At 65.8% G+C, this 19,875-nt stretch carries 20 protein-coding genes; 9 read left to right on the forward strand and 11 right to left on the reverse strand.

The window, feature by feature from the left end; all coding sequences use genetic code 11:
* Positions 1–18: 18 nt before the first annotated feature.
* Genes IOC69_RS10145 through IOC69_RS10155 form a run of 3 tightly spaced genes read left to right on the forward strand, consistent with a single transcriptional unit; the run spans position 19 to position 5,550 of the window.
* Positions 19–930, forward strand: a complete 912-nt coding sequence (locus IOC69_RS10145; protein WP_290543433.1) for a hypothetical protein — start codon at positions 19–21, stop codon at positions 928–930.
* Positions 815–2,317: a DNA polymerase Y family protein gene (locus tag IOC69_RS10150; RefSeq protein ID WP_290543434.1), complete on the forward strand. Its 1,503-nt coding sequence runs from the start codon at positions 815–817 to the stop codon at positions 2,315–2,317. Before IOC69_RS10145 ends, IOC69_RS10150 begins: the two co-directional genes overlap by 116 nt.
* Entirely contained in the window at positions 2,290–5,550 is a 3,261-nt protein-coding gene (locus IOC69_RS10155) for an error-prone DNA polymerase (RefSeq protein WP_290543435.1), read from the forward strand. Before IOC69_RS10150 ends, IOC69_RS10155 begins: the two co-directional genes overlap by 28 nt.
* On the opposite strand, the gene IOC69_RS10160 is transcribed toward IOC69_RS10155, so the two are convergent.
* From IOC69_RS10160 to IOC69_RS10175, 4 genes are read right to left on the reverse strand one after another with little or no spacing between them, the layout of a single operon-like run.
* Positions 5,551–6,036, reverse strand: coding sequence for a TspO/MBR family protein (locus IOC69_RS10160; protein ID WP_290543436.1), 486 nt, complete (start codon positions 6,034–6,036; stop codon positions 5,551–5,553).
* A gap of 5 nt (positions 6,037–6,041) precedes the next feature.
* On the reverse strand, positions 6,042–7,154 hold the full coding sequence (locus IOC69_RS10165) for a nickel/cobalt transporter (RefSeq protein ID WP_290543437.1): 1,113 nt from the start codon (positions 7,152–7,154) through the stop codon (positions 6,042–6,044).
* Positions 7,151–7,813 carry a DUF1007 family protein gene (locus IOC69_RS10170; protein ID WP_290543438.1) on the reverse strand — a complete coding sequence of 221 codons (663 nt, stop codon included), beginning with the start codon at positions 7,811–7,813 and terminating at the stop codon, positions 7,151–7,153. Before IOC69_RS10170 ends, IOC69_RS10165 begins: the two co-directional genes overlap by 4 nt.
* A gap of 60 nt (positions 7,814–7,873) precedes the next feature.
* Positions 7,874–8,812 (reverse strand): zinc ABC transporter substrate-binding protein, encoded by a 939-nt coding sequence (locus tag IOC69_RS10175; RefSeq protein ID WP_290543439.1) that lies wholly within the window; start codon positions 8,810–8,812, stop codon positions 7,874–7,876.
* Between the two features lie 132 nt (positions 8,813–8,944).
* On the opposite strand from IOC69_RS10175, the gene IOC69_RS10180 reads away from it, so the two are divergent.
* Positions 8,945–9,718 (forward strand): cytochrome c biogenesis protein CcdA, encoded by a 774-nt coding sequence (locus IOC69_RS10180; RefSeq protein WP_290543440.1) that lies wholly within the window; start codon positions 8,945–8,947, stop codon positions 9,716–9,718.
* A gap of 134 nt (positions 9,719–9,852) precedes the next feature.
* Positions 9,853–10,530 carry a haloacid dehalogenase type II gene (locus IOC69_RS10185; RefSeq protein ID WP_290543441.1) on the forward strand — a complete coding sequence of 226 codons (678 nt, stop codon included), beginning with the start codon at positions 9,853–9,855 and terminating at the stop codon, positions 10,528–10,530.
* A 1-nt stretch (position 10,531) separates the two neighbouring features.
* On the opposite strand, the gene gshB is transcribed toward IOC69_RS10185, so the two are convergent.
* From gshB to rph, 6 genes are all read right to left on the reverse strand, one after another.
* Positions 10,532–11,470 (reverse strand): glutathione synthase, encoded by a 939-nt coding sequence (gene gshB, locus IOC69_RS10190; RefSeq protein ID WP_290543442.1) that lies wholly within the window; start codon positions 11,468–11,470, stop codon positions 10,532–10,534.
* A complete protein-coding gene (locus tag IOC69_RS10195; protein ID WP_290543443.1) occupies positions 11,471–11,836 on the reverse strand; it encodes a YraN family protein in 366 nt (121 codons plus the stop codon).
* Complete coding sequence (gene rsmI / locus IOC69_RS10200; RefSeq protein ID WP_290543444.1) at positions 11,826–12,722, reverse strand: 16S rRNA (cytidine(1402)-2'-O)-methyltransferase; 897 nt, start codon at positions 12,720–12,722, stop codon at positions 11,826–11,828. Before rsmI ends, IOC69_RS10195 begins: the two co-directional genes overlap by 11 nt.
* A 141-nt stretch (positions 12,723–12,863) precedes the next feature.
* Positions 12,864–14,012, reverse strand: coding sequence for a radical SAM family heme chaperone HemW (gene hemW / locus IOC69_RS10205; protein ID WP_290543445.1), 1,149 nt, complete (start codon positions 14,010–14,012; stop codon positions 12,864–12,866).
* A complete protein-coding gene (locus IOC69_RS10210; RefSeq protein ID WP_290543446.1) occupies positions 13,999–14,604 on the reverse strand; it encodes a non-canonical purine NTP pyrophosphatase in 606 nt (201 codons plus the stop codon). Before IOC69_RS10210 ends, hemW begins: the two co-directional genes overlap by 14 nt.
* Positions 14,604–15,317 carry a ribonuclease PH gene (gene rph, locus IOC69_RS10215; RefSeq protein ID WP_290543447.1) on the reverse strand — a complete coding sequence of 238 codons (714 nt, stop codon included), beginning with the start codon at positions 15,315–15,317 and terminating at the stop codon, positions 14,604–14,606. The genes IOC69_RS10210 and rph overlap by 1 nt, the downstream gene beginning before the upstream one ends.
* A 78-nt stretch (positions 15,318–15,395) precedes the next feature.
* Between rph and hrcA the strand changes: the two genes are divergently transcribed.
* From hrcA to IOC69_RS10235, 4 genes are all read left to right on the forward strand, one after another.
* Complete coding sequence (hrcA, locus tag IOC69_RS10220) at positions 15,396–16,487, forward strand: heat-inducible transcriptional repressor HrcA (RefSeq protein WP_290543448.1); 1,092 nt, start codon at positions 15,396–15,398, stop codon at positions 16,485–16,487.
* Between the two features lie 66 nt (positions 16,488–16,553).
* Positions 16,554–17,105 carry a nucleotide exchange factor GrpE gene (gene grpE, locus IOC69_RS10225; protein WP_290543449.1) on the forward strand — a complete coding sequence of 184 codons (552 nt, stop codon included), beginning with the start codon at positions 16,554–16,556 and terminating at the stop codon, positions 17,103–17,105.
* 97 nt (positions 17,106–17,202) lie between these two features.
* Positions 17,203–17,583: a VOC family protein gene (locus IOC69_RS10230; protein ID WP_290543450.1), complete on the forward strand. Its 381-nt coding sequence runs from the start codon at positions 17,203–17,205 to the stop codon at positions 17,581–17,583.
* 124 nt (positions 17,584–17,707) lie between these two features.
* Positions 17,708–19,282 (forward strand): ATP-binding protein, encoded by a 1,575-nt coding sequence (locus tag IOC69_RS10235; protein ID WP_290543451.1) that lies wholly within the window; start codon positions 17,708–17,710, stop codon positions 19,280–19,282.
* Between the two features lie 96 nt (positions 19,283–19,378).
* Here the strand turns inward: IOC69_RS10235 and IOC69_RS10240 are convergent, their stop codons facing one another.
* Positions 19,379–19,732: an alpha-ketoglutarate-dependent dioxygenase AlkB gene (locus tag IOC69_RS10240; protein ID WP_290543452.1), complete on the reverse strand. Its 354-nt coding sequence runs from the start codon at positions 19,730–19,732 to the stop codon at positions 19,379–19,381.
* Positions 19,733–19,875: the final 143 nt, after the last annotated feature.

Genomic DNA, 19,875 nt, shown 5'->3' on the forward strand with positions numbered 1-19,875 from the left:
CTGGATCATGTTCTTGTCATGCGTACGGGACCGGCACATCAGGCTGCGCGGAGCGGGGGCGCTGGCGCCGCGGTCACGCCTTTTCGCCCCGCCACTCCTGAAGAGTGCGGAGATTCCGCCCGGCTGCTCGCCACGCTGCGCGGCCACATCGCGCGGCTGGAGCAGGGGCATTCTCAGTTCGAGCGCCAGAAGAGCCGGGCGGCCCCCTGGCTCACGGGGCTTCCCGAACTCGACCGGCATCTGCCGGCGCAAGGGCTGCGGCGGGCGGGGCTGCATGACGTTTCCCCGCGCGCCTATGGCGACCAGCCGGCGGCCATGGGCTTCGCGCTGGCGCTGGCGCTGCGGCGGTTGAACGACATGGGCGAACGCCGCCCGCTGCTGTGGTGCCGGCTGGCGGCGCATGAGCGCGAGCATGGGCGGCTTTATGGCCATGGGCTGGAGCGTCTCGGTCTTCCCCGCCACCGCTTCGTGACCATCACGCTGAGGAAGCCCGCGAGCCTGCTGTGGACCATGGAGGAGGCGCTGAAATCCGGCGCGGTGGCCGCCGTGCTGGGCGATGCGGAAGCCGCGCATGCGGACCTGACCGCCACAAGGCGGCTGTCGCTCGCGGCGGCGGCGGGCAAATGCGCCGCCATCCTCACCTTCGCCAGGCCGGATTGCGCCGCCACCGCCAGCCACACGCGCTGGACGGCGGCCGCCGTGCCCTCGCTCAGCCCCGCCCATGACGCGGGCGCACCCGGCGCGCCGTGCTGGAGCGTCGAACTCACCCGCGCCAGGGGCGGCCGCCCCGGCGCCTGGACTTTGGAATGGCATCATGCGCAGTCTCGTTTCTCTCTGGTTCCCGGATTTTCCCGTCGAGCGATTCATCCGGGCACGGATCAAGACGGGCCGGAAGCCGCCCGCCAAGAACCTGCCCTTCGCGCTGGTTGAAAGCGGAAAGTCCGGCCTGCGGCTCATCGCGGTCAATGCCGCGGCGAGGAGCTTCGGCCTGATGCGCGGCATGCGGCTGGCGGATGCGCGCGCGCAATTGCCGGAACTCCTCACCGAGCCGCACGAGCCGGAGGAGGACATGAACAGTCTGCTCGGCCTGTGCCGCTGGATGGAGCGCTACAGCCCCTGGGTGGCGCCCGATGCGCCCGACGGCATATTGCTGGACGTAACCGGCGTTCCCCATCTCTTCGGCGGCGAACAGCGCATGATGGCGGAGATCCGCCAGCGGCTCAGCCAATATGGCTTCAGCGTCAGGATCGGGCAGGGCGCCACGGTGGGGGCGGCCTGGGCGCTCGCCCGCTATGGGGCGAAGGATTTGCACTCGCTTCCCGTCGAGGCCCTGCGCATCGACGGCACGGCGGCGAAGACGCTCAGGCGTCTCGGACTGAAGACGCTGGGATCGCTCACCGCCATCCCCCGCGCCTCGCTGGCCCGGCGCTTCCGCGGCGAGACCATCGGCGAGAATGTGCTGATCAGGCTCGACGAGATGATGGGGGTGAGGGACGAGCCGCTGAACCCGCTCAATCCGCCCACCTCCTTCATGGCGCACCGCGCGTTGATGGAGCCGGTCATTCACGCGGAGGGACTGGAGATCGTTCTTGAGGGGCTGGTCAACCAGCTCTGCCGCGATCTGGAGAGCAAGGGCAAGGGGGCGCTGCGGCTGATCCTCAGGCTGTTCCGCACCGATGGCTCGCGCGCCAATTTGCCGGCGGGATTCTCCGCCCCCACCCATGACCCGCGCCACATGCTGCGCGTGCTGAAACCGAAGCTGGAATCGATCGACGCCGGTTTCGGCATCGACGCCATGACGCTGGAGGCGCGCGAGACGGCGGAAGGCCCCGTGCAGCAGCACGGCTTCCTCGAGGATGACAGCACGCTGGCGCTGGAACAGCTGAACGACCGCGTGCTGAACCGGCATGAGCAGCCCTTCGTGGCGCTGGAGGACGCCGAAAGCCACATCCCCGAGCGCGCCGAAATCATGAAGCCCTCTGCGCGGCCGCTGAAGCCCAGGCCATCCCGCCCCGCACCCACAGCGCGCCCGCTCCTCATCTTCGAAGCCCCGGAGCCCGCGAAGGTCGTGGCCGCCGTGCCGGACGGGCCGCCGATGCGCTTGACATGGCGGCGCGTCACCCGCCGCGTGGTCAGGGCGCAGGGGCCGGAGCGCGTGGCGCCGGAATGGTGGCGGCCCGCCGCCGGCGGGCGGCCGCGCGATTACTATGCGATCGAGGACGAGCAGGGCCGCCGCTACTGGCTCTATCGCGAGGGGCTCTACGGCGAGCCCGTCGAGGAGCAGCCCAAATGGTACGTACACGGATTGTCGGCATGACCGGCTACGCCGAGCTCCAGTGCACCACGAATTTCTCCTTCCTGCGCGGCGGCTCGCATCCGGAGGAGATCGCCATGCAGGCCAGGCGCCTCGGGCTGGCCGCGATCGCCGTCACCGACCGCAATACGCTGGCTGGCGTGGTCCGCGCCCATGCGGCGGCGAAGGATGCGGAGCTGCCTTTCATCGTTGGCGCAAGACTGGACCTGTCCGGGCCCGCCATTTCGCTTCTCGCCTGGCCCACCAGTCGCCAGGCCTATGGCGGGCTGTGCCGGCTGCTGAGCCTCGGCCAGCGCCGGGCGGAGAAGGGCCAGTGCCTGATCACGCTGGAGGATGTCTATGCCCATGCCCCGGGCATGATCTTTGCGCTGCTCCCGGACGGAGCCGATCGCCTCGCGGAAATCCGCAGGCGCCTCAGGGCGCCGCTCTACCTCGCGGCGAGCCACCAGTATCGCGGGGACGACAGGGAACGCATCAACCGCCTTGCCGAGCTGGCGGAGCGCAACCGGACGGGGCTCCTGGCCACCAATGACGTGCTCTATCACCATGCCTCGCGCCGCGTGCTGCAGGACGTGGTGACGGCGATCCGCGAGGGCGTCACCATTGCGGAAGCAGGCTACCTGCTGGAGGCCAATGCCGAGCGCCACCTCAAGACGCCCGACGAGATGGCCCGCCTGTTCCGCGGCCATCCTTCGGCAATAGCCAACACGCTGGCCATCGCCAGGGTCTGCCGCTTCTCGCTGGAGGAGCTGAAATACGAATATCCGGAAGAGCCGGTCCCGCGGGGTTCGACGCCGCAACAGCACCTCGCGCACCTCGCCTGGGAGGGCGCGAAGGAACGCTATCCGGAGGGCATTCCGCCAAAGGTGAAGGAGAACATCGCCAAGGAGCTCGCCCTGATCGAGCGGCTCAACTATGCGCCCTATTTCCTCACCGTGCACGACATCGTCCATTACGCCCGGACGCAGGATCCCCCGATCCTCGCCCAGGGGCGGGGGTCGGCCGCCAATTCCACTGTGTGTTACGCCATTGGGATCACGGCGGTCGACCCCAACCAGATCGAGCTCCTGTTCGAGCGCTTCATCTCGGAGGAGCGCAGGGAACCCCCCGACATCGACGTCGACTTCGAACATGAGCGGCGCGAGCAGGTGATCCAGTACATTTACCGGCGCTATGGCCGCGAGCGGGCGGGGCTTGCCGCCACCGTCATCACCTACCGCGGCCGCTCCGCCATGCGCGAGGTGGGCAAGGTGATGGGCCTGTCGGCGGACGTGACGGCCACGCTCGCCGGCATCGTCTGGGGCCAGATGCGCGAGGAGATGCACAATGGCCGGCTGAAGGAGGCGGGGCTCGACCCCGACGATCCGCTGCTGGCGAAAGTGATCGAGCTCGCCGATGGCATCCAGGGCTTCCCGCGCCACCTCTCGCAGCATGTGGGCGGCTTCGTCCTCGCCAAGGGGCGGCTCGACGAGATGGCGCCCATCGGCAATGCCGCGATGGCGGACCGCACCTTCATCGAATGGGACAAGGACGACATCGGCGCGCTGGGCATCCTGAAGGTCGATGTGCTGGCGCTGGGCATGCTCACCTGCATCCAGAAGAGCTTCGGGATGATGGAGGCCTGGTACGGCCTCAAATATTCGCTGGCCAGCCTGCCGCGCGAGGATGCAGCCGTCTACGACATGCTGTGCAGGGCGGATTCGGTGGGCGTCTTCCAGGTCGAGAGCCGGGCGCAGATGAACATGCTGCCGCGGCTGAAGCCCCGCTGCTTCTACGACCTCGTCATCGAGGTGGCGATCGTCAGGCCCGGCCCGATCCAGGGCGACATGGTGCATCCCTACCTGAGAAGGCGCGACGGGCTGGAACCCGAGGACTATCCCGCTCCGCACCCGGATTTCGGGCCGCCGGATGAATTGCGCCAGGTGCTCGGCCGCACCAGGGGCGTGCCGCTGTTCCAGGAACAGGCGATGAAGCTCGCCATGGTGGCCGCCGAATTCACCGCGGGCGAACTCAACGAACTGCGCAAGGCCATGGCCACCTTCAGGCGGCGCGGCACCATCGGGCGGCTGGAGCAGAAGATGGTGGGCCGCATGGTGGAGCGCGGCTATGATGCGGCGTTTGCGGCGCGCTGCTTCAGCCAGATCAAGGGATTCGGCGAATATGGCTTTCCCGAAAGCCACGCCGCGAGCTTCGCGCATCTGGTCTATGTCTCGTCCTGGCTCAAGCATCATTATCCGGAGGTCTTCGCGGCGGCCCTCCTCAACTCGCAGCCCATGGGCTTCTATGCCCCCGCGCAGATCGTGCGCGATGCGCGCGAGCATGGCGTGGAGGTGAAGCCGGTGGACGTCAGCTTCTCGCGCTGGGACTCGATCCTGGAAACATCCTCACGGGGTGACCGCGCCGCGATCCGTCTGGGCCTGCGCGAGGTCGATGGGCTGAAGGCGCAGGATGCCGCGTTGCTGTTGCAGTATCGCGCGCAGAAGAAACCGCTCGGCATTGCCGGTCTCCATGGCTTCGGCGTTCCTGCCGGTGGCCTCGAGAAGCTCGCCGCCGCCGACTGCTTCCGCTCGCTGGGCCTCGACCGGCGTGCCGCTCTGTGGGAGGTGAAGGCGCTGACCAAGGCCAGTGCGCTGCCGCTCTTCGCCTTCGCCGATGCGCGCGAGCAGGGGGATGAGGCGCATGTGGCGCTTCCCGGCATGCCGCTCTCCGAGCATGTGGTGCACGATTACCAGACGCTGAAACTGTCGCTGAAGGCGCACCCGATGCAGTTCCTGCGCGGGCTCTGCGCCGGGCGCAAGGTGACGGACACGGCGGGGCTCAAGGCGCTGCGCAATGGCGCACCGGTGACGGTGGCGGGCGTGGTGCTGGTGCGGCAGCGGCCGGGCTCGGCCAAGGGCGTGGTCTTCCTGACGCTGGAGGACGAGTTCTCCGTCTGCAACGCGGTCATCTGGCCGCAGGTGCTGGAAACCCACCGCGCCGTGGTGATGGGCGCGCGGCTGATGCTCATCAGGGGCCGCGTGCAGCGCACGGGCGACATCATCCATGTGGTGGCCGGCGCCATCGAGGATCGTTCGGACTGGCTGGCGCTCCTGACGGAGGAGGGGGCCTTGCTCAGGAACCCCCTGGCCCGCGCCGACGAGGTGGCAAGGCCGGGGCCGGACCCGCACCAGCAGCAACCCCCGGCGCGCCACCCGCGCCAGGTGCGGGTGATCCCCAAAAGCCGGGATTTTCACTGATCAGCTGTTCAGCCGCCAGATCGCGAAGTTGAGGATGGCCGCAAAGCTCACCCAGGCGAGATAGGGCACGAAGAGCCAGCCCGCGGCGGTCTGACGGCCGAAGAAGGCCAGCATGGTGAGCGCCACGGAGCCGACGAGGAACACCACCTCGACCAGCGCCCAGCCGGGCGAGCGCAGGCCGAAGAAAACCAGCGACCACAGCAGGTTGAAACCCAGCTGAGCGGAGAACAGCAGCATGGCGGGCCCGATCCGGTCACGCGTTCGCCACACCAGCCAGGCGGCGACGCCCATCATCACGTAAAGCAGCGTCCAGACCGGCGCGAAAACCCAGTTGGGCGGGTTCCATCTGGGCTTGTTGAGGGTGGCATACCAGGTGTCGATCGAACCCTGGGTCGCGAAGCCGCCGATCGAGCCAACGGCGAGGCAGAGCAGGATGAAGCCCGCCAGAACGAACCATTGGTGACGGCGTGGAGCGTCAGTCCGCATGGCGCCTACATCATTGCGTTGGTGGAGCCCAACGAGCCGAGGAACAGAATCGTTCCGAGAAAAGCTATCGCGGTTCCGCCCGCCAGGCGCAAGCCGATCCCCGCCCAGCCGGGCAGGCCGGACTTGCCGCGCAACATGCCTGCCGCGATCTTCTTGCCATAAACGGCCATGGCGGCGATCGCCGAGACGGTGATGAAGGTGCCGAGCGCCATGGCGAAGGTCGATGCAATGCCGGCCCAGTAGAGCCCCAGGCCATTGGCGAAGACGAGCACCAGGATCGCCCCCGTGCACGGCCTGATCCCCACCGCGAAGGCCAGCGAGAAAGCCCTGGCGAAGGAGACATCGCCCGCGAGGTCCCTGGCCTCCGGCAGATGCGTGTGTCCGCAGCCGCAGCCGGGGCCGTGCACGTGACCGGCGGCTTCGTTCCTCACCGGCTCGAAGCTGGCGAAATCGGACAGCGCGATCGACTGGCGCGTGGCGACGAAGGCAGGCGCCGGCGCGGCGGCGGCGCGCCGCGCGGCCAGCAGGCGCAGCGCCGTCCAGATGAGATAGAGCCCCAGCAGGCCGATCAGCGCATAGCTGGCGCTTTCGAGGACGCCCGCCGCGTCGCGCGCGGTGGAGCCGGCGCTGGCGACGACGAGGAAGAGCGCGCTCACCAGCACGATGGCGGTGAGCGCCTGGATGATGGCGCTCATGAAGCAGATCAGCACGCCCCGCCTGAGTTCGCTCTCCGTGGCCAGCAGCCAGGTGGAGATCACCGCCTTGCCATGACCCGGCCCCGCGGCATGCAAAACGCCATAGGCGAAGCTCAGCAGCATCAGCATCCAGCCCGCCGCCATGGCATTTGGGCCGCGCATGGCCTTGAGGGTGGAGGACATGCGGCCATAGAAATTCTGCTGCTCGTCGCGCGCCCACATCACCGGATCCTCGGTGAAGGGCGTCACGGCGATGGTCCCGTCGGCATTCTTCTTCGGCGCCAGCAGCTGGCTGCGCTTGATCGTCACCTCGGGCTGGGCCTGCCGGGTGGCGGCGCCATCGGTGGGCTGGGCCATCACCCGCGGCGCCGTTGTCAGCAACAGGATGAGCAGCGCCAGAAGCGTGAGGAGGGTGCTCCTCACGCCTTGCATTGGATGGTCACGGGCTGGGCGAAGAGCGAGCCGAACTCTTCGTCCTCCGCGGGCTTCCAGTCGGCGCCTTTGGTGGCCAGCATGGCCCTGGTCTGTTCGATCTCCGCATCGCCCGGCACGGGCTTCACGTTGAGTGCGCAGGTCTTCGGCATGTTGCCGATCACCGACACCGGCTCATCCTTCACATAATCAAAGGCGATGAAGAATTCCGGGTCATAGGTCTTGAGCACGAATTCGCCCCTGGCGGGGTCGACCGGCGCCGCCAGCGGCACCCGGAACTGAAGCCGAAGTTTGTTCCCGGAATAGATCTGCCCGGCATCGACGGGCGTTCCGATCGCCTGCGGCTTGTTGTTGTAGCGGACATAGGTGAAGTAATTATAGTCCTTCAGCGAGTCGAGGTTCTCGCGGGTCAGCGGCTCGAGCTCGGCGGGGTCGTAGACGCCGTCGCCGTTCTTGTCCAAACCGTCGAGCGCCATCTGCGCATAGCCATCGTCGAAGGTCCATGAGACGTTCACGGCGGAGATCAAGCCCTGATCGTTGAACACCAGGCCGGACTGCATCTGGATCCACACATGCGGGTGGGCCTGTGCCGGCGCTGCCAGGCAGAGAAGCCCCACGGCGGGGAGTGCTTTGAGACAGGCAGCTCGCATCGACTGTCCTTCCGATTCGCTGGAGGAATGCTGCGCCAATGCGGCAAAATCGTGAAGGCGTCAGCCGCCGGACAGGCAATCCTTCAGCGCTTTCGCAAGGTCCCGGAGGAGCTGCGGATAGGCCTCAGGCCCCGGTGTGAGGCTGGCGCCCAGCGGATCGAGCACGCCGTCGCGGGCGTCCGTGCCCTCAATCACCGTTTGCACCAACTTGCCGTCATATTGCGGCTCGCGGAACACGCAGGCGGCACGGGCAGAGACGATCTTGTCGCGCACCGCCGCCAGCCGCTCCGCCGAGGGGGCCCTCGCGGAAACATCCGAGATCGAGCCCACGCCGGCGAGGCCAAACCGCTTCTCGAAATATTGGTAGGCGTCATGGAAGACGATGAAGGGCTTGTCCTTCACCGGGGCCAGTTCCGCGGCGATGGCGGCCGTGGTGGCGTCGATCTCCGCTGCGAAGGCTTTTCCGTTGGCGGCATAGGTGGCGGCGTTGGCGGGGTCCGCCCGGGCGAGCCGGAACGCGACTTCGCGCGCCATGGCCTTGGCGTTCCCGGGGTCGAGCCAGATGTGGGGGTCGAAGGCGAGCACGCCCTCGGCGTCATGGGAGTGGTCATGATCGTGATCGTGATCGTGATCGCCGTGCTCCCAGGCGCCGCCCTCCCGGACCGGAAGCTTGCCGATGCCCGGTGCATCCGAAAGCGCGATGAAGGTCTTGCCGTTCACCGCGTCCGACCCGCTGATCTGCGCGAGCTTCGCCTCCAGCCCGCGGCCGGCGATGAACACGAGATCGGCATCGCCCAGGGCCGCAATCTGCGAAGGCGTGAACACCGCCCGGTGCTCCGGCATGCTGCCCTGCAGCAGCAGTTCCGGTGTGCCCGTGTCCCCCATCACGGCGGCGACGATGGACTGGACCGGCGCCACCGAGGCTATCACCCTCGGCCCGGCCAGGGCGGGGCTGGCCATCAGCAGGGCGGCGGCGAGCAACGCGGGCAACTGGCGCATGGGGACCTCGTTATGTAATGTTATAATATAACATATGGAGATTGCGCCCAGGGGTCAAGCCTGACGGAGAGGTGATCGCCTGCGGCCCCGCTGCGAATTGCGATTCCGCCGTCAACCTGCCAGAGGAGGTCCATGAGCCTTGATGTCTCCGTGGGCGCCGCGCTGGTCGCGGGCGCCATCAGTTTCCTCAGCCCCTGCGTGCTGCCGCTGGTGCCGCCCTATCTGTGCTTCATCACCGGCGCCTCGCTCGAGGACCTGGTGGACAACAAGATGAAGCCGAAGGAGGAGCGCCGCCAGGTGCTGCTGGCGGCCCTGCTGTTCGTCCTCGGTTTCACCACGGTCTTCGTGGCCCTGGGCGCCAGCGCCTCCTGGCTGGGCAGCATGCTGCGCACCGAACTCGGCCGCCAGGCGGAACTCTTCGGTTTCTCCTTCAACCCGATCACCGCGGTGGCCGGACTCATCATCATCGCCATGGGCCTGCATTTCCTGGGCGTCTTCCGCATGTTCTGGATCTCGCGCGAGGTGCGCTACCACCACCAGTCGCATCCCGGCGGCCTCGCCGGCGCCTATGTCATCGGCCTTGCCTTCGCCTTCGGCTGGACGCCCTGCATCGGCCCGGTGCTCGGCACCATCCTCACCATCGCGGCGAGCGAGCAGGACGTGATGATAGGGGCGGGGCTGCTTGCCGTCTATTCGCTGGGCCTCGGCATTCCCTTCCTGCTGGCGGCCGCCGGCATTGGCGCATTCATGGGTTTCTTCGCCAGATTCCGGAAGCACCTTGGGATGGTGGAAAAGATCGCCGGCGCGTTGCTCGTTCTTTCCGGCGTCATGTTCATCACCGGCGGCGTGCAGGCCGTGTCCTATTGGCTGATCGAGCGTTTCCCGGTGCTTCTCAACCTCGGCTGAGTTCGACCGGCACCCCATGCGGCATGGCCCTGGCCGCGCGGTTCCAGGCCGCGGCGCGGGCGAGGCCCCCGGCTTCTTGTCAGCCCCGTGAATTCCGCCCATCATGGGCGGCAGTTCCGGCAAGAGGAAGCGGCATGGAGAAGCTCCCGGGCATCAGGGCCTGCGTGTTCGACGCCTATGGAACCCTGTTCGACATTCAGGCCCCGATCGCCAGGCTGGCTCCGGAAATCGGCCCTCACGCGGAAGAAATTTCCGCGCTGTGGCGGCGGAAGCAGCTCGAATATTCCTGGCTCCGCAGCCTCATGGGGGTGCATGCCGATTTCTGGCGCGTGACGGGTGACGCGCTGGACTATGCGCTGGATCAGTTTGGCGTGAGCGGGCCTGGCCTGCGCGACGAGATCATGGCGCTTTACCTCAAGCTCGATGCCTATGCGGAGGTGGCGGACGCGCTCGCCGCGGTGAAGGCCAGGGGCAAGCTCACGGCCATCCTCTCCAACGGCAGTCCGTCGATGCTCAAGGCAGCCGTGCGCCATGCGGGGCTCGACAGGCTGTTCGACATGGTGCTGTCGGTCGAGGACGTCGGCATCTACAAGCCGTCGCGCCGCGTCTACCGCCACGCCATGCAGAAGCTGCAGATTTCCGATGCGCCGTCGGTGTGCTTCCTGACGTCGAACACCTGGGACGCCCACGGTGCTGCCACCTTCGGCTTCCAGGCGGTGCGGGTCGACCGCTTCGGGCTGAAGGACGAACGGCTGCCGGGAAAGCCCGCGGCGCTGGTGAAGGACCTGAGCGGGTTGGCGGGAATCGTCTGAACTACCGCCGCGCCTCGATCGCATCCCAGATCAGCGCCGCGATGTCCGCGCCGCCGAACCTCTTCACCTCGCGGATGCCGGTGGGCGAGGTCACGTTGATCTCGGTGAGACAGCCGCCGATCACGTCGATGCCGGCGAAGATCAGGCCGCGCGCCTTGAGGTCCGGCCCCAGCGCCTCGCAGATCTCGTGTTCGCGCGCCGTCATGGTGGTGGGCTCGGCCTTGCCGCCCACATGCATGTTGGAACGGTTCTCGTTCACCGCCGGCACGCGGTTGATGGCGCCCGCCGCCTTGCCGTCGACAAGGATGATGCGCTTGTCGCCCCTCCTCACATCGGGCAGATATTTCTGCGCGATGAAGGGCTCGCGGAATGTCTGCGTGAAAAGCTCGAGCAGGGAGGAGAAGTTCTGGTCGCCCTCGCCCAGCCGGAACACGCCCGCACCGCCATTGCCGTAAAGCGGCTTCAGGATGATGTCGCCATGCTCGCGGCGGAAGGCGGCAATCTCCACGGGGTCACGCGTGACGAGCGTCTCCGGCATGAACTGCGGGTAGTTGAGGACGAAGAGCTTCTCCGGCGCGTTTCTCACTTCCTTCGGGTCGTTCACCACCAGAGTCCCGGGGTGGATCGTCTCCAGCATGTGGGTGGCGGTGATGTAGGCCATGTCGAAGGGCGGGTCCTGGCGCATCAGCACGACGTCCTGCTTGCCCAGATCGCAGCGGTCTTCGCCGCCCAGGGCAAAGTGATTGCCCTGCTCGTCGCGCACGGCGATGGCGTTGCCCGTCGCGAAGAGAGAGCCCCCGCCCAGCGCCAGCGTCCTGGTCTGGTAATAGAACAGCCGGTGCCCGCGGCGCTGCGCTTCGAGCATCATGGCGAAGGTCGAATCGCCCGCGATGTTGATGGACTGGACGGGGTCCATCTGCACGGCAACCTTCAGGGCCATCTAGCCGTCTCCCTCGAATGCGTTCTCGACATGCCGGGGCCAGTGGTAGGGGGTCACCGCCACGATGTCAAAACGGCAGAACTGCTGGGCAGCCTTGCGGTCCTCCGCCATGAACTGGCGCGCCGCGGCGGCAATGCGCCGGGCCTGCCGCGGCGTGACGGAGGCTATCGCCTCGTCGAGTCTCTTGCGCGACTTCACCTCGATGAAGGCCGTCACCGCGCCGCGGCGCATGATCAGGTCCACCTCGCCCTGATGCGCCTTGTAGCGCCGGGCCAGCAGCCGCCAGCCCTTCAGCCGCAGCGCCCACAGCGCGATCAATTCCGCCGCGCGGCCATGCTCCTCGCGGCGGCGGCGGTCATTCGCCATAACCATCCTTGCGTGCGAGAATGCGCTGATAGACGACGGAGCGGCCGAGGTTGAAGCGCCTGGCCACCTCGGAGGCGGCCTTGCTGGCAGGCATGCCCGCAAGAGCATCCGATATGGCGGCGTCAAGATCGGCTTCGGATATTTCGTCCCCGCCTCCGGGCGGGCCGACAAGCAGGGTGATCTCGCCCTTGACGCTGGCGCGCGCCTCAAGCTGCGCGGCGATGTCATCCGCCGTTCCGCGCAACACCTCCTCATGCAGCTTGGTGAGCTCCCGGCTCACCGCCACGTGGCGGCCGGGAAGCGCCGCCGCCAGATCGCGCAGTGTCCCGGCGATGCGGTGCGGGCTTTCGAAGAAGATCAGCGTGGCCTTGAGCGCCGCGAACTCCGCAAACAGCCGCTTCCGCTCGCCCTGCTTCTGCGGCACGAAGCCGGCGAAGAGGAAGCGGTCGGTGGGAAGGCCGGAGAGCGCCAGTCCCGCGAGGACGGCCGAGGCGCCGGGGCAGGCGGTGACGGGAATGCCCAGCTCCGCTGCCTCCCGCACCAGCCGGTAGCCGGGGTCGGAGACGAGCGGCATGCCGGCATCGCTGATGAGCGCAATGGCGGCGCCCTGTTCGAGGCGCGCGAGAATCCCGGGCCGCACATCCCGCGCATTGTGCTCATGGTAGGGTGCGAGCCTCGTCTTGATGGCGTAGCGCTCCATCAGCTTTCCGGAGGTGCGTGTGTCCTCGCACAGCACGGTCTCGGCGGCGGCGAGCGTCGCAAGCGCGCGCACCGTTATGTCGCCCAGGTTGCCGATGGGGGTCGCCACCACATAGAGCCCCGGCGCCAGAGGCTCCGCCTCGAAGCGGTGCGCGCCGATGATGTAGGTGGGGCTGGCGGCGGTCATGTGTGCCGCCTCCCCAAACAAGCCGTCATCCCGGCGAAAGCCGGGACCCCGCTTCCTTGGGGCCGGCAAAGCGGGGCCCCGGCTTTCGCCGCGGTGACGGAACAGTTGGGACGGGGTGACGCCATTGAACGAAGCGTAGTGTCAGCTCGCCAGTTCCGCAATCACCGCATTGAGCAGCTTGCGGCCGTCCGCCGTCGCCATCAGCCGCTGGCCGTGGCGCCGGACGAGGCCCATGGATTTCAGGCCCGCGATCCTCGACGGGTCGATCTCGCGCCCCGCCAGCGCGGCATAACGGTCCATGTCGATTCCTTCGGCGATGCGCAGGCCCATGAGCAGATATTCGCTGGCCTGATCCGCGGGCACAACGACGGAGTCGGAGACGATGCCGTGGCCCTGGCTGCGCACCAGCGCGCGCCATGTTTCCGGGTGACGTTCGGCGATGAGCGCGCGGCGGTTCTCGGCCCCGGCGAGGCGGCTGTGCGCGCCGGGACCCACGCCGGCATATTCGCCATAGCGCCAGTAGAGCAGATTGTGGCGCGATTCCTGGCCCGGCACGGCGTGGTTGGAAACCTCGTAACTGGCAAGCCCCGCCTTTTCGGTGAGCTCCTGCGTGAGGTCATGGAGATCGGCGGCGCGGTCATCGTCCGGCGTCTGCAATCGGCCCTTCTCGAAGAGGTCGAAATATGCGGTGCCGGGTTCGATGGTGAGCTGGTAGAGCGACATGTGGCCTTGCTGCTCGGCCAGCGCGCGGGTGAGTTCGGCGCGCCACTGCTCCGGCGTCTGGTTGGGCCGGGCATAGATCATGTCGAAGGAGCAGCGCGCGAAGACCCGCGCCGCAAGCCGGAAGGCGGCGATGGCCTCCCCGGACGAATGCTGGCGGCCAAGCGCCTTCAGGTCCGCGTCGTTCAGCGCCTGCACGCCGACGGACACGCGGTTGACGCCCGCCGCGCGATAGCCGCGGAAGTTTTCGGCCTCGGCCGAGGTCGGGTTGGCTTCGAGCGTGATCTCGGCTTGCGGAGACACCGGCCACAGCCTGGCGATGCTGTCGAGCACGTGGCCCACCGCCAGCGGCGGCATCAGCGAGGGCGTGCCGCCGCCGAAGAAGATGGATGAGACGGTGCGGCCCGGCGTGCGCTCCGCGAACCAGGCGAGTTCCTTGCCCAGGGCGCGCGCGAAGGACAGCGCGTCCACGCCTTCGTGGCGCACATGGCTGTTGAAGTCGCAATAGGGGCACTTGGCCTTGCAGAACGGCCAGTGGACATAAATGCCGAAGGCGTCAGAAGAGGTCACGGACCAGCTGTTCCAGCGCCCGCGCACGGTGCGAGATGCGGTTCTTCTCCTCCGGTGCGAGTTCGCCAAAGCTGCGCGTCCCGCCGTCGGGCACGAACATCGGGTCATAGCCGTGGCCCAGCACGCCGCGCGGCGGCCAGACAAGCGTTCCCTGTGCGCGTCCCTCGTAGAGGCGCTCCCCGCCATCGGGCCAGATGACCGAGAGCGTGCAGGAGAAACAGGCGCGGCGCTGCTCCGGCCTGGTGGCGCCCCTGGCCTGCAGCATTTCTTCCACAAGGCGCATGGCGCGGTTCCAGTCGCGGTCCGGCCCCGCCCAGTCGGCGGTGTGGACGCCCGGCGCGCCATCGAGCGCTTCGACGCAGAGGCCGGAGTCATCGGACACCGCGATGAGCCCGCTCGCCTTCATGGCGGAGAGCGCCTTGATGCGGGCATTGCCGGCGAAGGTGTTCTCCGTCTCGGCGGGTTCGGGCAGGCCAAGCGCACCGGCGCCCACCGCTTCGACCCCATGGGGCTTCAGCAGTGCCGCGAATTCCGCGAGCTTGCCCCTGTTGTGGGTGGCGATGACGATCTTCTGGCCGCGGAGGCTGCGCATCAGGCGATGGCCTCTTTCTGCCTGGCCACGAGTTCGCCGATGCCCTTCCTCGCCAGCGCCAGAAGTTCGGCGAGTGTTGCCTCGGAAAAGGGCTCGCCTTCCGCCGTGCCCTGGATTTCGACGATGCCGCCGGAGCCGGTCATCACGAAATTCGCATCCGTGCCGGCGGAGGAATCCTCCGGATAGTCGAGGTCCAGAACGGGCGTGCCGCCGTGGATGCCGCAGGAGACGGCGGCGACATGGTCCTTGAGCGGCCAGGTCTTGAACATGGCGCGCTGCTCCATCCACCTGAGGCAGTCGAAGAGCGCGACCCACGAGCCGGTGATGGCGGCGGTGCGGGTGCCGCCATCGGCCTGCAGCACGTCGCAGTCGAGCGTGATCTGGCGTTCGCCCAGCGCCACGAGGTCGACCACGGCGCGCAGGCTGCGGCCGACGAGGCGCTGGATTTCCTGCGTCCGGCCGGACTGTTTGCCCGATGCCGCCTCCCGCCTTGTGCGTTCGTGAGTGGCGCGCGGCAGCATGCCGTATTCGGCGGTGACCCAGCCCTTGCCGCCGCCCTTCAGCCAGGGCGGAACCCGCTCTTCCAGCGAGGCGGTGCACAGGACGTGCGTGTCCCCGAAGCGCACGAGGCAGGAGCCCTCGGCATGGCGGGTGAAGCCGCGGGTGAAGCTGACGGGGCGCAATTCGTCGGGTTTCCGTCCGGAGGGACGCATTCTGCTCATTCCTTGTCCGAAAGCGGGGCTTCTACCCCGCCGATTGACCAGCGCCAACTTGATTCCTACATTGCGGCCATGAGCGTGATCCCGCCCAAAACAGTCTCCGAGGAGCGGCTTTCCGGCATCGCCGGGCTCGACCAGCGCTCGCGCGATGTGTTCCGCCGCCTCGTCGACACCTATCTCGCCACCGGCGAGCCGGTGGGTTCGCGCACCATTTCGCGCATCCTGCCCCAGAACCTGTCGCCGGCCTCCGTGCGCAATGTGATGATGGACCTGGAGGACGCGGGGCTGATCTTCTCGCCCCACACGAGTGCCGGGCGCATGCCCACCGAGCAGGGCCTGCGCTTTTTCGTCGATGCCGTGATGGAGGTGGGCGCCATGCCCGCCGACGAGCGCACCAGGATCGACGCGCAGATCGCGGCATCGAACCGCCAGCGCCGGGTGGAGGACGTGCTGGGCGAGGCGACGACGCTTTTGTCCGGCCTGTCGCACTGCGCCGGCGTCATCCTGGCGCCGAAGATGAATGCCAGGCTGAAGCACATCGAATTCGTCAATCTCGGGCCGGGCCGGGCGCTGGTCATCCTGGTGGGCGAGGACGGCAGCGTCGAAAACCGGGTGATCGAGGTGCCGCGCGGGCTGCCGCCCTCCACCTTCGCGCAGGCGTCCAACTATCTCTCGACGCGGTTCCAGGGCAAGACCATCGACGAAGTGCAGCGCTTCGTGCGGGGCGAGATGGCGCAGCTCCGGTCCGAGCTTGACGAAATCTCGGCCCGCATCGTCGAAGCCGGCATCGGGCAATGGTCCGGCGGGGGCGACAGCGAGGACAAGACGCTCATCGTGCGCGGCCAGGCCAACCTGATCGAGAACGCCACCGCGACCGCAGATCTCGAGCGCATCCGCAAGCTGTTCGAGGACATCGAAAACAAGAAGGAGCTGGTTCAGCTTCTGGGCGCAGCCGAGGTGGGCGAGGGGGTGCGCATTTTCATCGGCTCGGAAAACCGGCTGTTCTCGCTGTCGGGGAGTTCGATCATCGTGACGCCCTTCCGCAACGCCGAGGAGAAGATCGTGGGCGTCATGGGCATCATCGGGCCGACCCGGATGAACTATGCCCGCATCATCCCGATGGTCGATTACACCGCCAAGGCCATCGGGCGGCTGCTCACTTGATTTTTGCCGCCGGGCAGCCGATATGGCTTCCAACTGACAGCTCCAGAGAACTGGAAAGCCCTTGGAATGGCCGAAGACAGGAACCCCGGCGACGAGCCGAATATCGACCTCGCCCTTGAGCAGGCGCTGGCCGAGGAACTGGACGAACGCGACCTCGAGATCGCGAAGCTCAGGGAAGAGGCCGCCCTGCTGAAGGACCGGCTGCTGCGCACCGCCGCCGAGATGGACAATCTCCGGAAGCGCGCCGAGCGCGAGAAGGCGGAGGCAACGCTTTATGCCGCCACCAATTTCGCGCGTGACCTCCTGAGCGTGTCCGACAACATGCAGCGCGCGCTGGCCCACAAGCCCGAGGAAACCGCCAGCGAGGAGACGAAGAACCTCTTTGCCGGCATCGAGATGACCGAGCGCGAACTGCTCAAGGTCTTTCAGCGTTACAACATCCGCAAGGTGGAGACGGTGGGCGCCAGGTTCGACCCCAACTTCCACCAGGCGCTGTTCGAAATGCCGACCAGCGAATATCCGCCGGGCACCGTCACCCAGGAAATGCAGTCCGGCTTCGCCATCGGCGACCGCTGCCTCAGACCCGCCATGGTGGGCGTGGCCAAGGCCGAGGGCTGACGGCGGCCGCGCAGACGTCGCGTGCGGGGCAGCCCGCCCCGCAATGGATCCGTCACAGGCCTTGTGTTAATCTTGCGGTTTCATCCGGGAGGTTCCCATGATCGAGAACGGCGCGGTCGTCTGGTCGGAATTGATGACCCGTGACGTGGACAAGGCCATGGCTTTCTGCGGCGCAACCCTGGGTCTCGGCTTCGAGGCCACCGGCGCGGGCAATCCGGGCTATTGGATCGCCAAGATCGATGGCCGACCGGCCTGGGGCATCATGGACATGGCGGGAAAGCCCGGCGGCCCGTCCGGCTGGTTCACCTATATGTCGGTCGATGATGTCGATGCGAAAGTGGCAGCCGCGCTGGAAGCCGGGGCCGAACTCTGCATGCCGGTGTTCGGGGTGCCGACGGTGGGCCGCATCGCCATCCTTCAGGACCCGCTTGGCGCGATGATCGGCTGGATGACGCCGGAAATGGGTGGTAAGGGGTAGCTCCAAGACGAAGAGGCATTTTGGGTTAAACTTTGAATCTTTGTGTGTAATATGTCGTGGTCAGCCCCGTACACCGCTATATATAGTGTGTCGAGACGGGCGTCGACATACTACATGTAGGAAAATGCGCCAGATTGAACTGCCTTTTGAGGGACCCTTTTCGGCGTCGGATTCTCCATCATTATGGACCCCGCGCGAGATTTGGGTTCGTCTTACTCCCCAAATGATGCCGTACTTCGCGGAAGGTCGGCGTATCGACTACAAAGGCGGGTCCCGGATCGATTTCGCTGACATGGCGAAATACCTCAGCGCTTTTTCCAATACCCCCGAAGGCGGAGTGTTGGTGTTCGGGGCAAACTCTCATGGACATCCTACCGGATGTAATCTGCTTTCGGTCGATGTGCAGAACAGGATCGAATCCTGTCATACGCAACTATGCCCGGAAGCCCGTCCCGAGTTCAGAAGAATTGAGGTCTCAGTCGAAGGGAAACCGGACTTCTGTATTGCGGTATACGTGCCATGTATTGGCCGCTTGGTTGAGACCAACAAACAGGAATCCTACATTCGGTACGGAGACACGATACACAAGATGAGTGATGAAGAGCGTCAAGACTTTCGCTCGACACGTCATGAGTTGAGTTTCGAATTCTTGCATGCCCCATACGAGTTTCCCTCAGAGTTTGATTCCGAGATTGTGAAGGATTTCTGCGACGGTTTCCGCACTCGAGAGCGTCGGGACAATTGGAGTGACCAAGAAATCTTGCGAGATAGGTTTCTTCTTGCTGAACATGGAGGAAAGCTGAAGCCCACTAATGCATTTGTGCTTCTTGCCGCCTTAAATCCCCGCAAGAGCATTCCCGGATGCAGAGTGCGAATTCAGAGATTTGGAGCGGAACAAGAGGGTTCAGGAGATACTTATGCACCATTGCGGGATCGTTTCTTTGAAGGAAACGTTGTGTCCATAATAAGGTCTGCTTCTCAAGAACTGGATGAATTGGTTTACGATGTGACTTGGTTGAATTCCGATGGCAAATTTGAGACTACGCCGGAGTATCCCAAGTGGGCCTGGTTCGAAGCTCTTGTAAACGCATGCGTTCATCGTTCCTACAGTTTTGCGGGCACGGACGTGACCGTCAAGCTGTTCCCCAACAGAATGGAGATTGAGAGCCCTGGAGGTTTTGTTCCTCCCGTAAATGAAATGAATCTATATCATACGCGTGCTTCTAGAAACCCGCATTTAATGGACGCAATGCGGTACCTCGGATATGTGCAAATGGCTCGAGAGGGGACCAGACGCATAAGGGAAAGTATGGCAAAGTACCGCTTGCCAGAACCTGTGTTTAAGCAGGAGGCGCTGCACGGGGTCGTCGTAAAGGTTACTCTTTTCAATGATTATCTTACAAGAAAGCGGGCATCTGACAGAGATGTGGCGGTCTATTTTGGTGTTGAGGTTTGGAAGTTGTTGCAAGACTATGAGATAACTATTGCTGCTCATGCCTATCGGAATAAAGTAATCCATGTGTCCGATGCTTCACGACTGACAGGGAGAACATGGGCCACTTCAAAAAAGGACTTGGACAGGTTGGTTAGAAAAGGCGTTCTCGAATTCGTTTCAGGGACCTATACGCGCGATTCAAAAGCGCACTACCGCCTCGTGGAAAGGACTGCCTCGGCATCGCATTCTGGAGCGCCAAAGTAGTCTCGGCTGGAGCAGTTTCACAGCCTTTTCCGCCTCCGCGGTTCCGGAGAGGTGCGCGCCGTGGACGGTTGAGAAGAGCGGGATCGGGCAGGTGGCTCATGGTTTGGTCACCCGCCTGAGCGTGAGGTTGATGCGCCCGCCGTCCTTCAGCAGGCTGGATGTGCCGGAGAGCACCCGGTCGATGCCGTGGTGGCAGAGGCGGGATGCCCCGCCCATCACCAGCACGTCGCCGGAACGGAGTTTCAGCGTCTCCGTTTTCCCGCCGCGCTCCGGGCCGCCGATGCGGAACACCGCCGTGTCGCCCAGCGAGATGGAGAGCACGGGGGCCGCGAAATCCTCCTCGTCCGCATCGCGGTGCAGGCCCATCCTGGCCCCACCCCGGTAGAAATTGACGAGGCAGGATAACGTACACAATCTTTCGCACTTTTCAAAGACGGCGGCATCTTTCACATTGAAGAAGGAAAGAGGCCATGAAGGAAGAGAACGAAGGCAGATCGATGGGGCAAGTTATCAAGATCGACGCGGCCCGGATCCGCGACCATCTCGGCGAGATAGTCCGTGGAACGGTGGAGGAGACGCTCAACGCGATGCTC

The sequence above is a fragment of the Aestuariivirga sp. genome, from assembly GCF_020252405.1.
In the GTDB taxonomy this organism is placed as follows: Bacteria; Pseudomonadota; Alphaproteobacteria; order Rhizobiales; family Aestuariivirgaceae; genus Aestuariivirga.

What these genes read in the sequence shown, in the direction of transcription:
- IOC69_RS10230 (WP_290543450.1), top strand. Translation starts at nt 17,203, where the DNA reads ATGATCGAGAACGGCGCGGTCGTCTGGTCGGAATTGATGACCCGTGAC.
- IOC69_RS10160 (WP_290543436.1), bottom strand. Translation starts at nt 6,036, where the DNA reads ATGCGGACTGACGCTCCACGCCGTCACCAATGGTTCGTTCTGGCGGGC.
- IOC69_RS10235 (WP_290543451.1), top strand. Translation starts at nt 17,708, where the DNA reads ATGCGCCAGATTGAACTGCCTTTTGAGGGACCCTTTTCGGCGTCGGAT.
- IOC69_RS10210 (WP_290543446.1), bottom strand. Translation starts at nt 14,604, where the DNA reads ATGCGCAGCCTCCGCGGCCAGAAGATCGTCATCGCCACCCACAACAGG.
- IOC69_RS10195 (WP_290543443.1), bottom strand. Translation starts at nt 11,836, where the DNA reads ATGGCGAATGACCGCCGCCGCCGCGAGGAGCATGGCCGCGCGGCGGAA.
- IOC69_RS10145 (WP_290543433.1), top strand. Translation starts at nt 19, where the DNA reads ATGCGTACGGGACCGGCACATCAGGCTGCGCGGAGCGGGGGCGCTGGC.
- IOC69_RS10180 (WP_290543440.1), top strand. Translation starts at nt 8,945, where the DNA reads ATGAGCCTTGATGTCTCCGTGGGCGCCGCGCTGGTCGCGGGCGCCATC.
- hrcA (WP_290543448.1), top strand. Translation starts at nt 15,396, where the DNA reads ATGAGCGTGATCCCGCCCAAAACAGTCTCCGAGGAGCGGCTTTCCGGC.
- IOC69_RS10175 (WP_290543439.1), bottom strand. Translation starts at nt 8,812, where the DNA reads ATGCGCCAGTTGCCCGCGTTGCTCGCCGCCGCCCTGCTGATGGCCAGC.
- IOC69_RS10170 (WP_290543438.1), bottom strand. Translation starts at nt 7,813, where the DNA reads ATGCGAGCTGCCTGTCTCAAAGCACTCCCCGCCGTGGGGCTTCTCTGC.
- rsmI (WP_290543444.1), bottom strand. Translation starts at nt 12,722, where the DNA reads ATGACCGCCGCCAGCCCCACCTACATCATCGGCGCGCACCGCTTCGAG.
- grpE (WP_290543449.1), top strand. Translation starts at nt 16,554, where the DNA reads ATGGCCGAAGACAGGAACCCCGGCGACGAGCCGAATATCGACCTCGCC.
- rph (WP_290543447.1), bottom strand. Translation starts at nt 15,317, where the DNA reads ATGCGTCCCTCCGGACGGAAACCCGACGAATTGCGCCCCGTCAGCTTC.
- IOC69_RS10150 (WP_290543434.1), top strand. Translation starts at nt 815, where the DNA reads ATGCGCAGTCTCGTTTCTCTCTGGTTCCCGGATTTTCCCGTCGAGCGA.
- IOC69_RS10155 (WP_290543435.1), top strand. Translation starts at nt 2,290, where the DNA reads ATGGTACGTACACGGATTGTCGGCATGACCGGCTACGCCGAGCTCCAG.
- IOC69_RS10185 (WP_290543441.1), top strand. Translation starts at nt 9,853, where the DNA reads ATGGAGAAGCTCCCGGGCATCAGGGCCTGCGTGTTCGACGCCTATGGA.
- gshB (WP_290543442.1), bottom strand. Translation starts at nt 11,470, where the DNA reads ATGGCCCTGAAGGTTGCCGTGCAGATGGACCCCGTCCAGTCCATCAAC.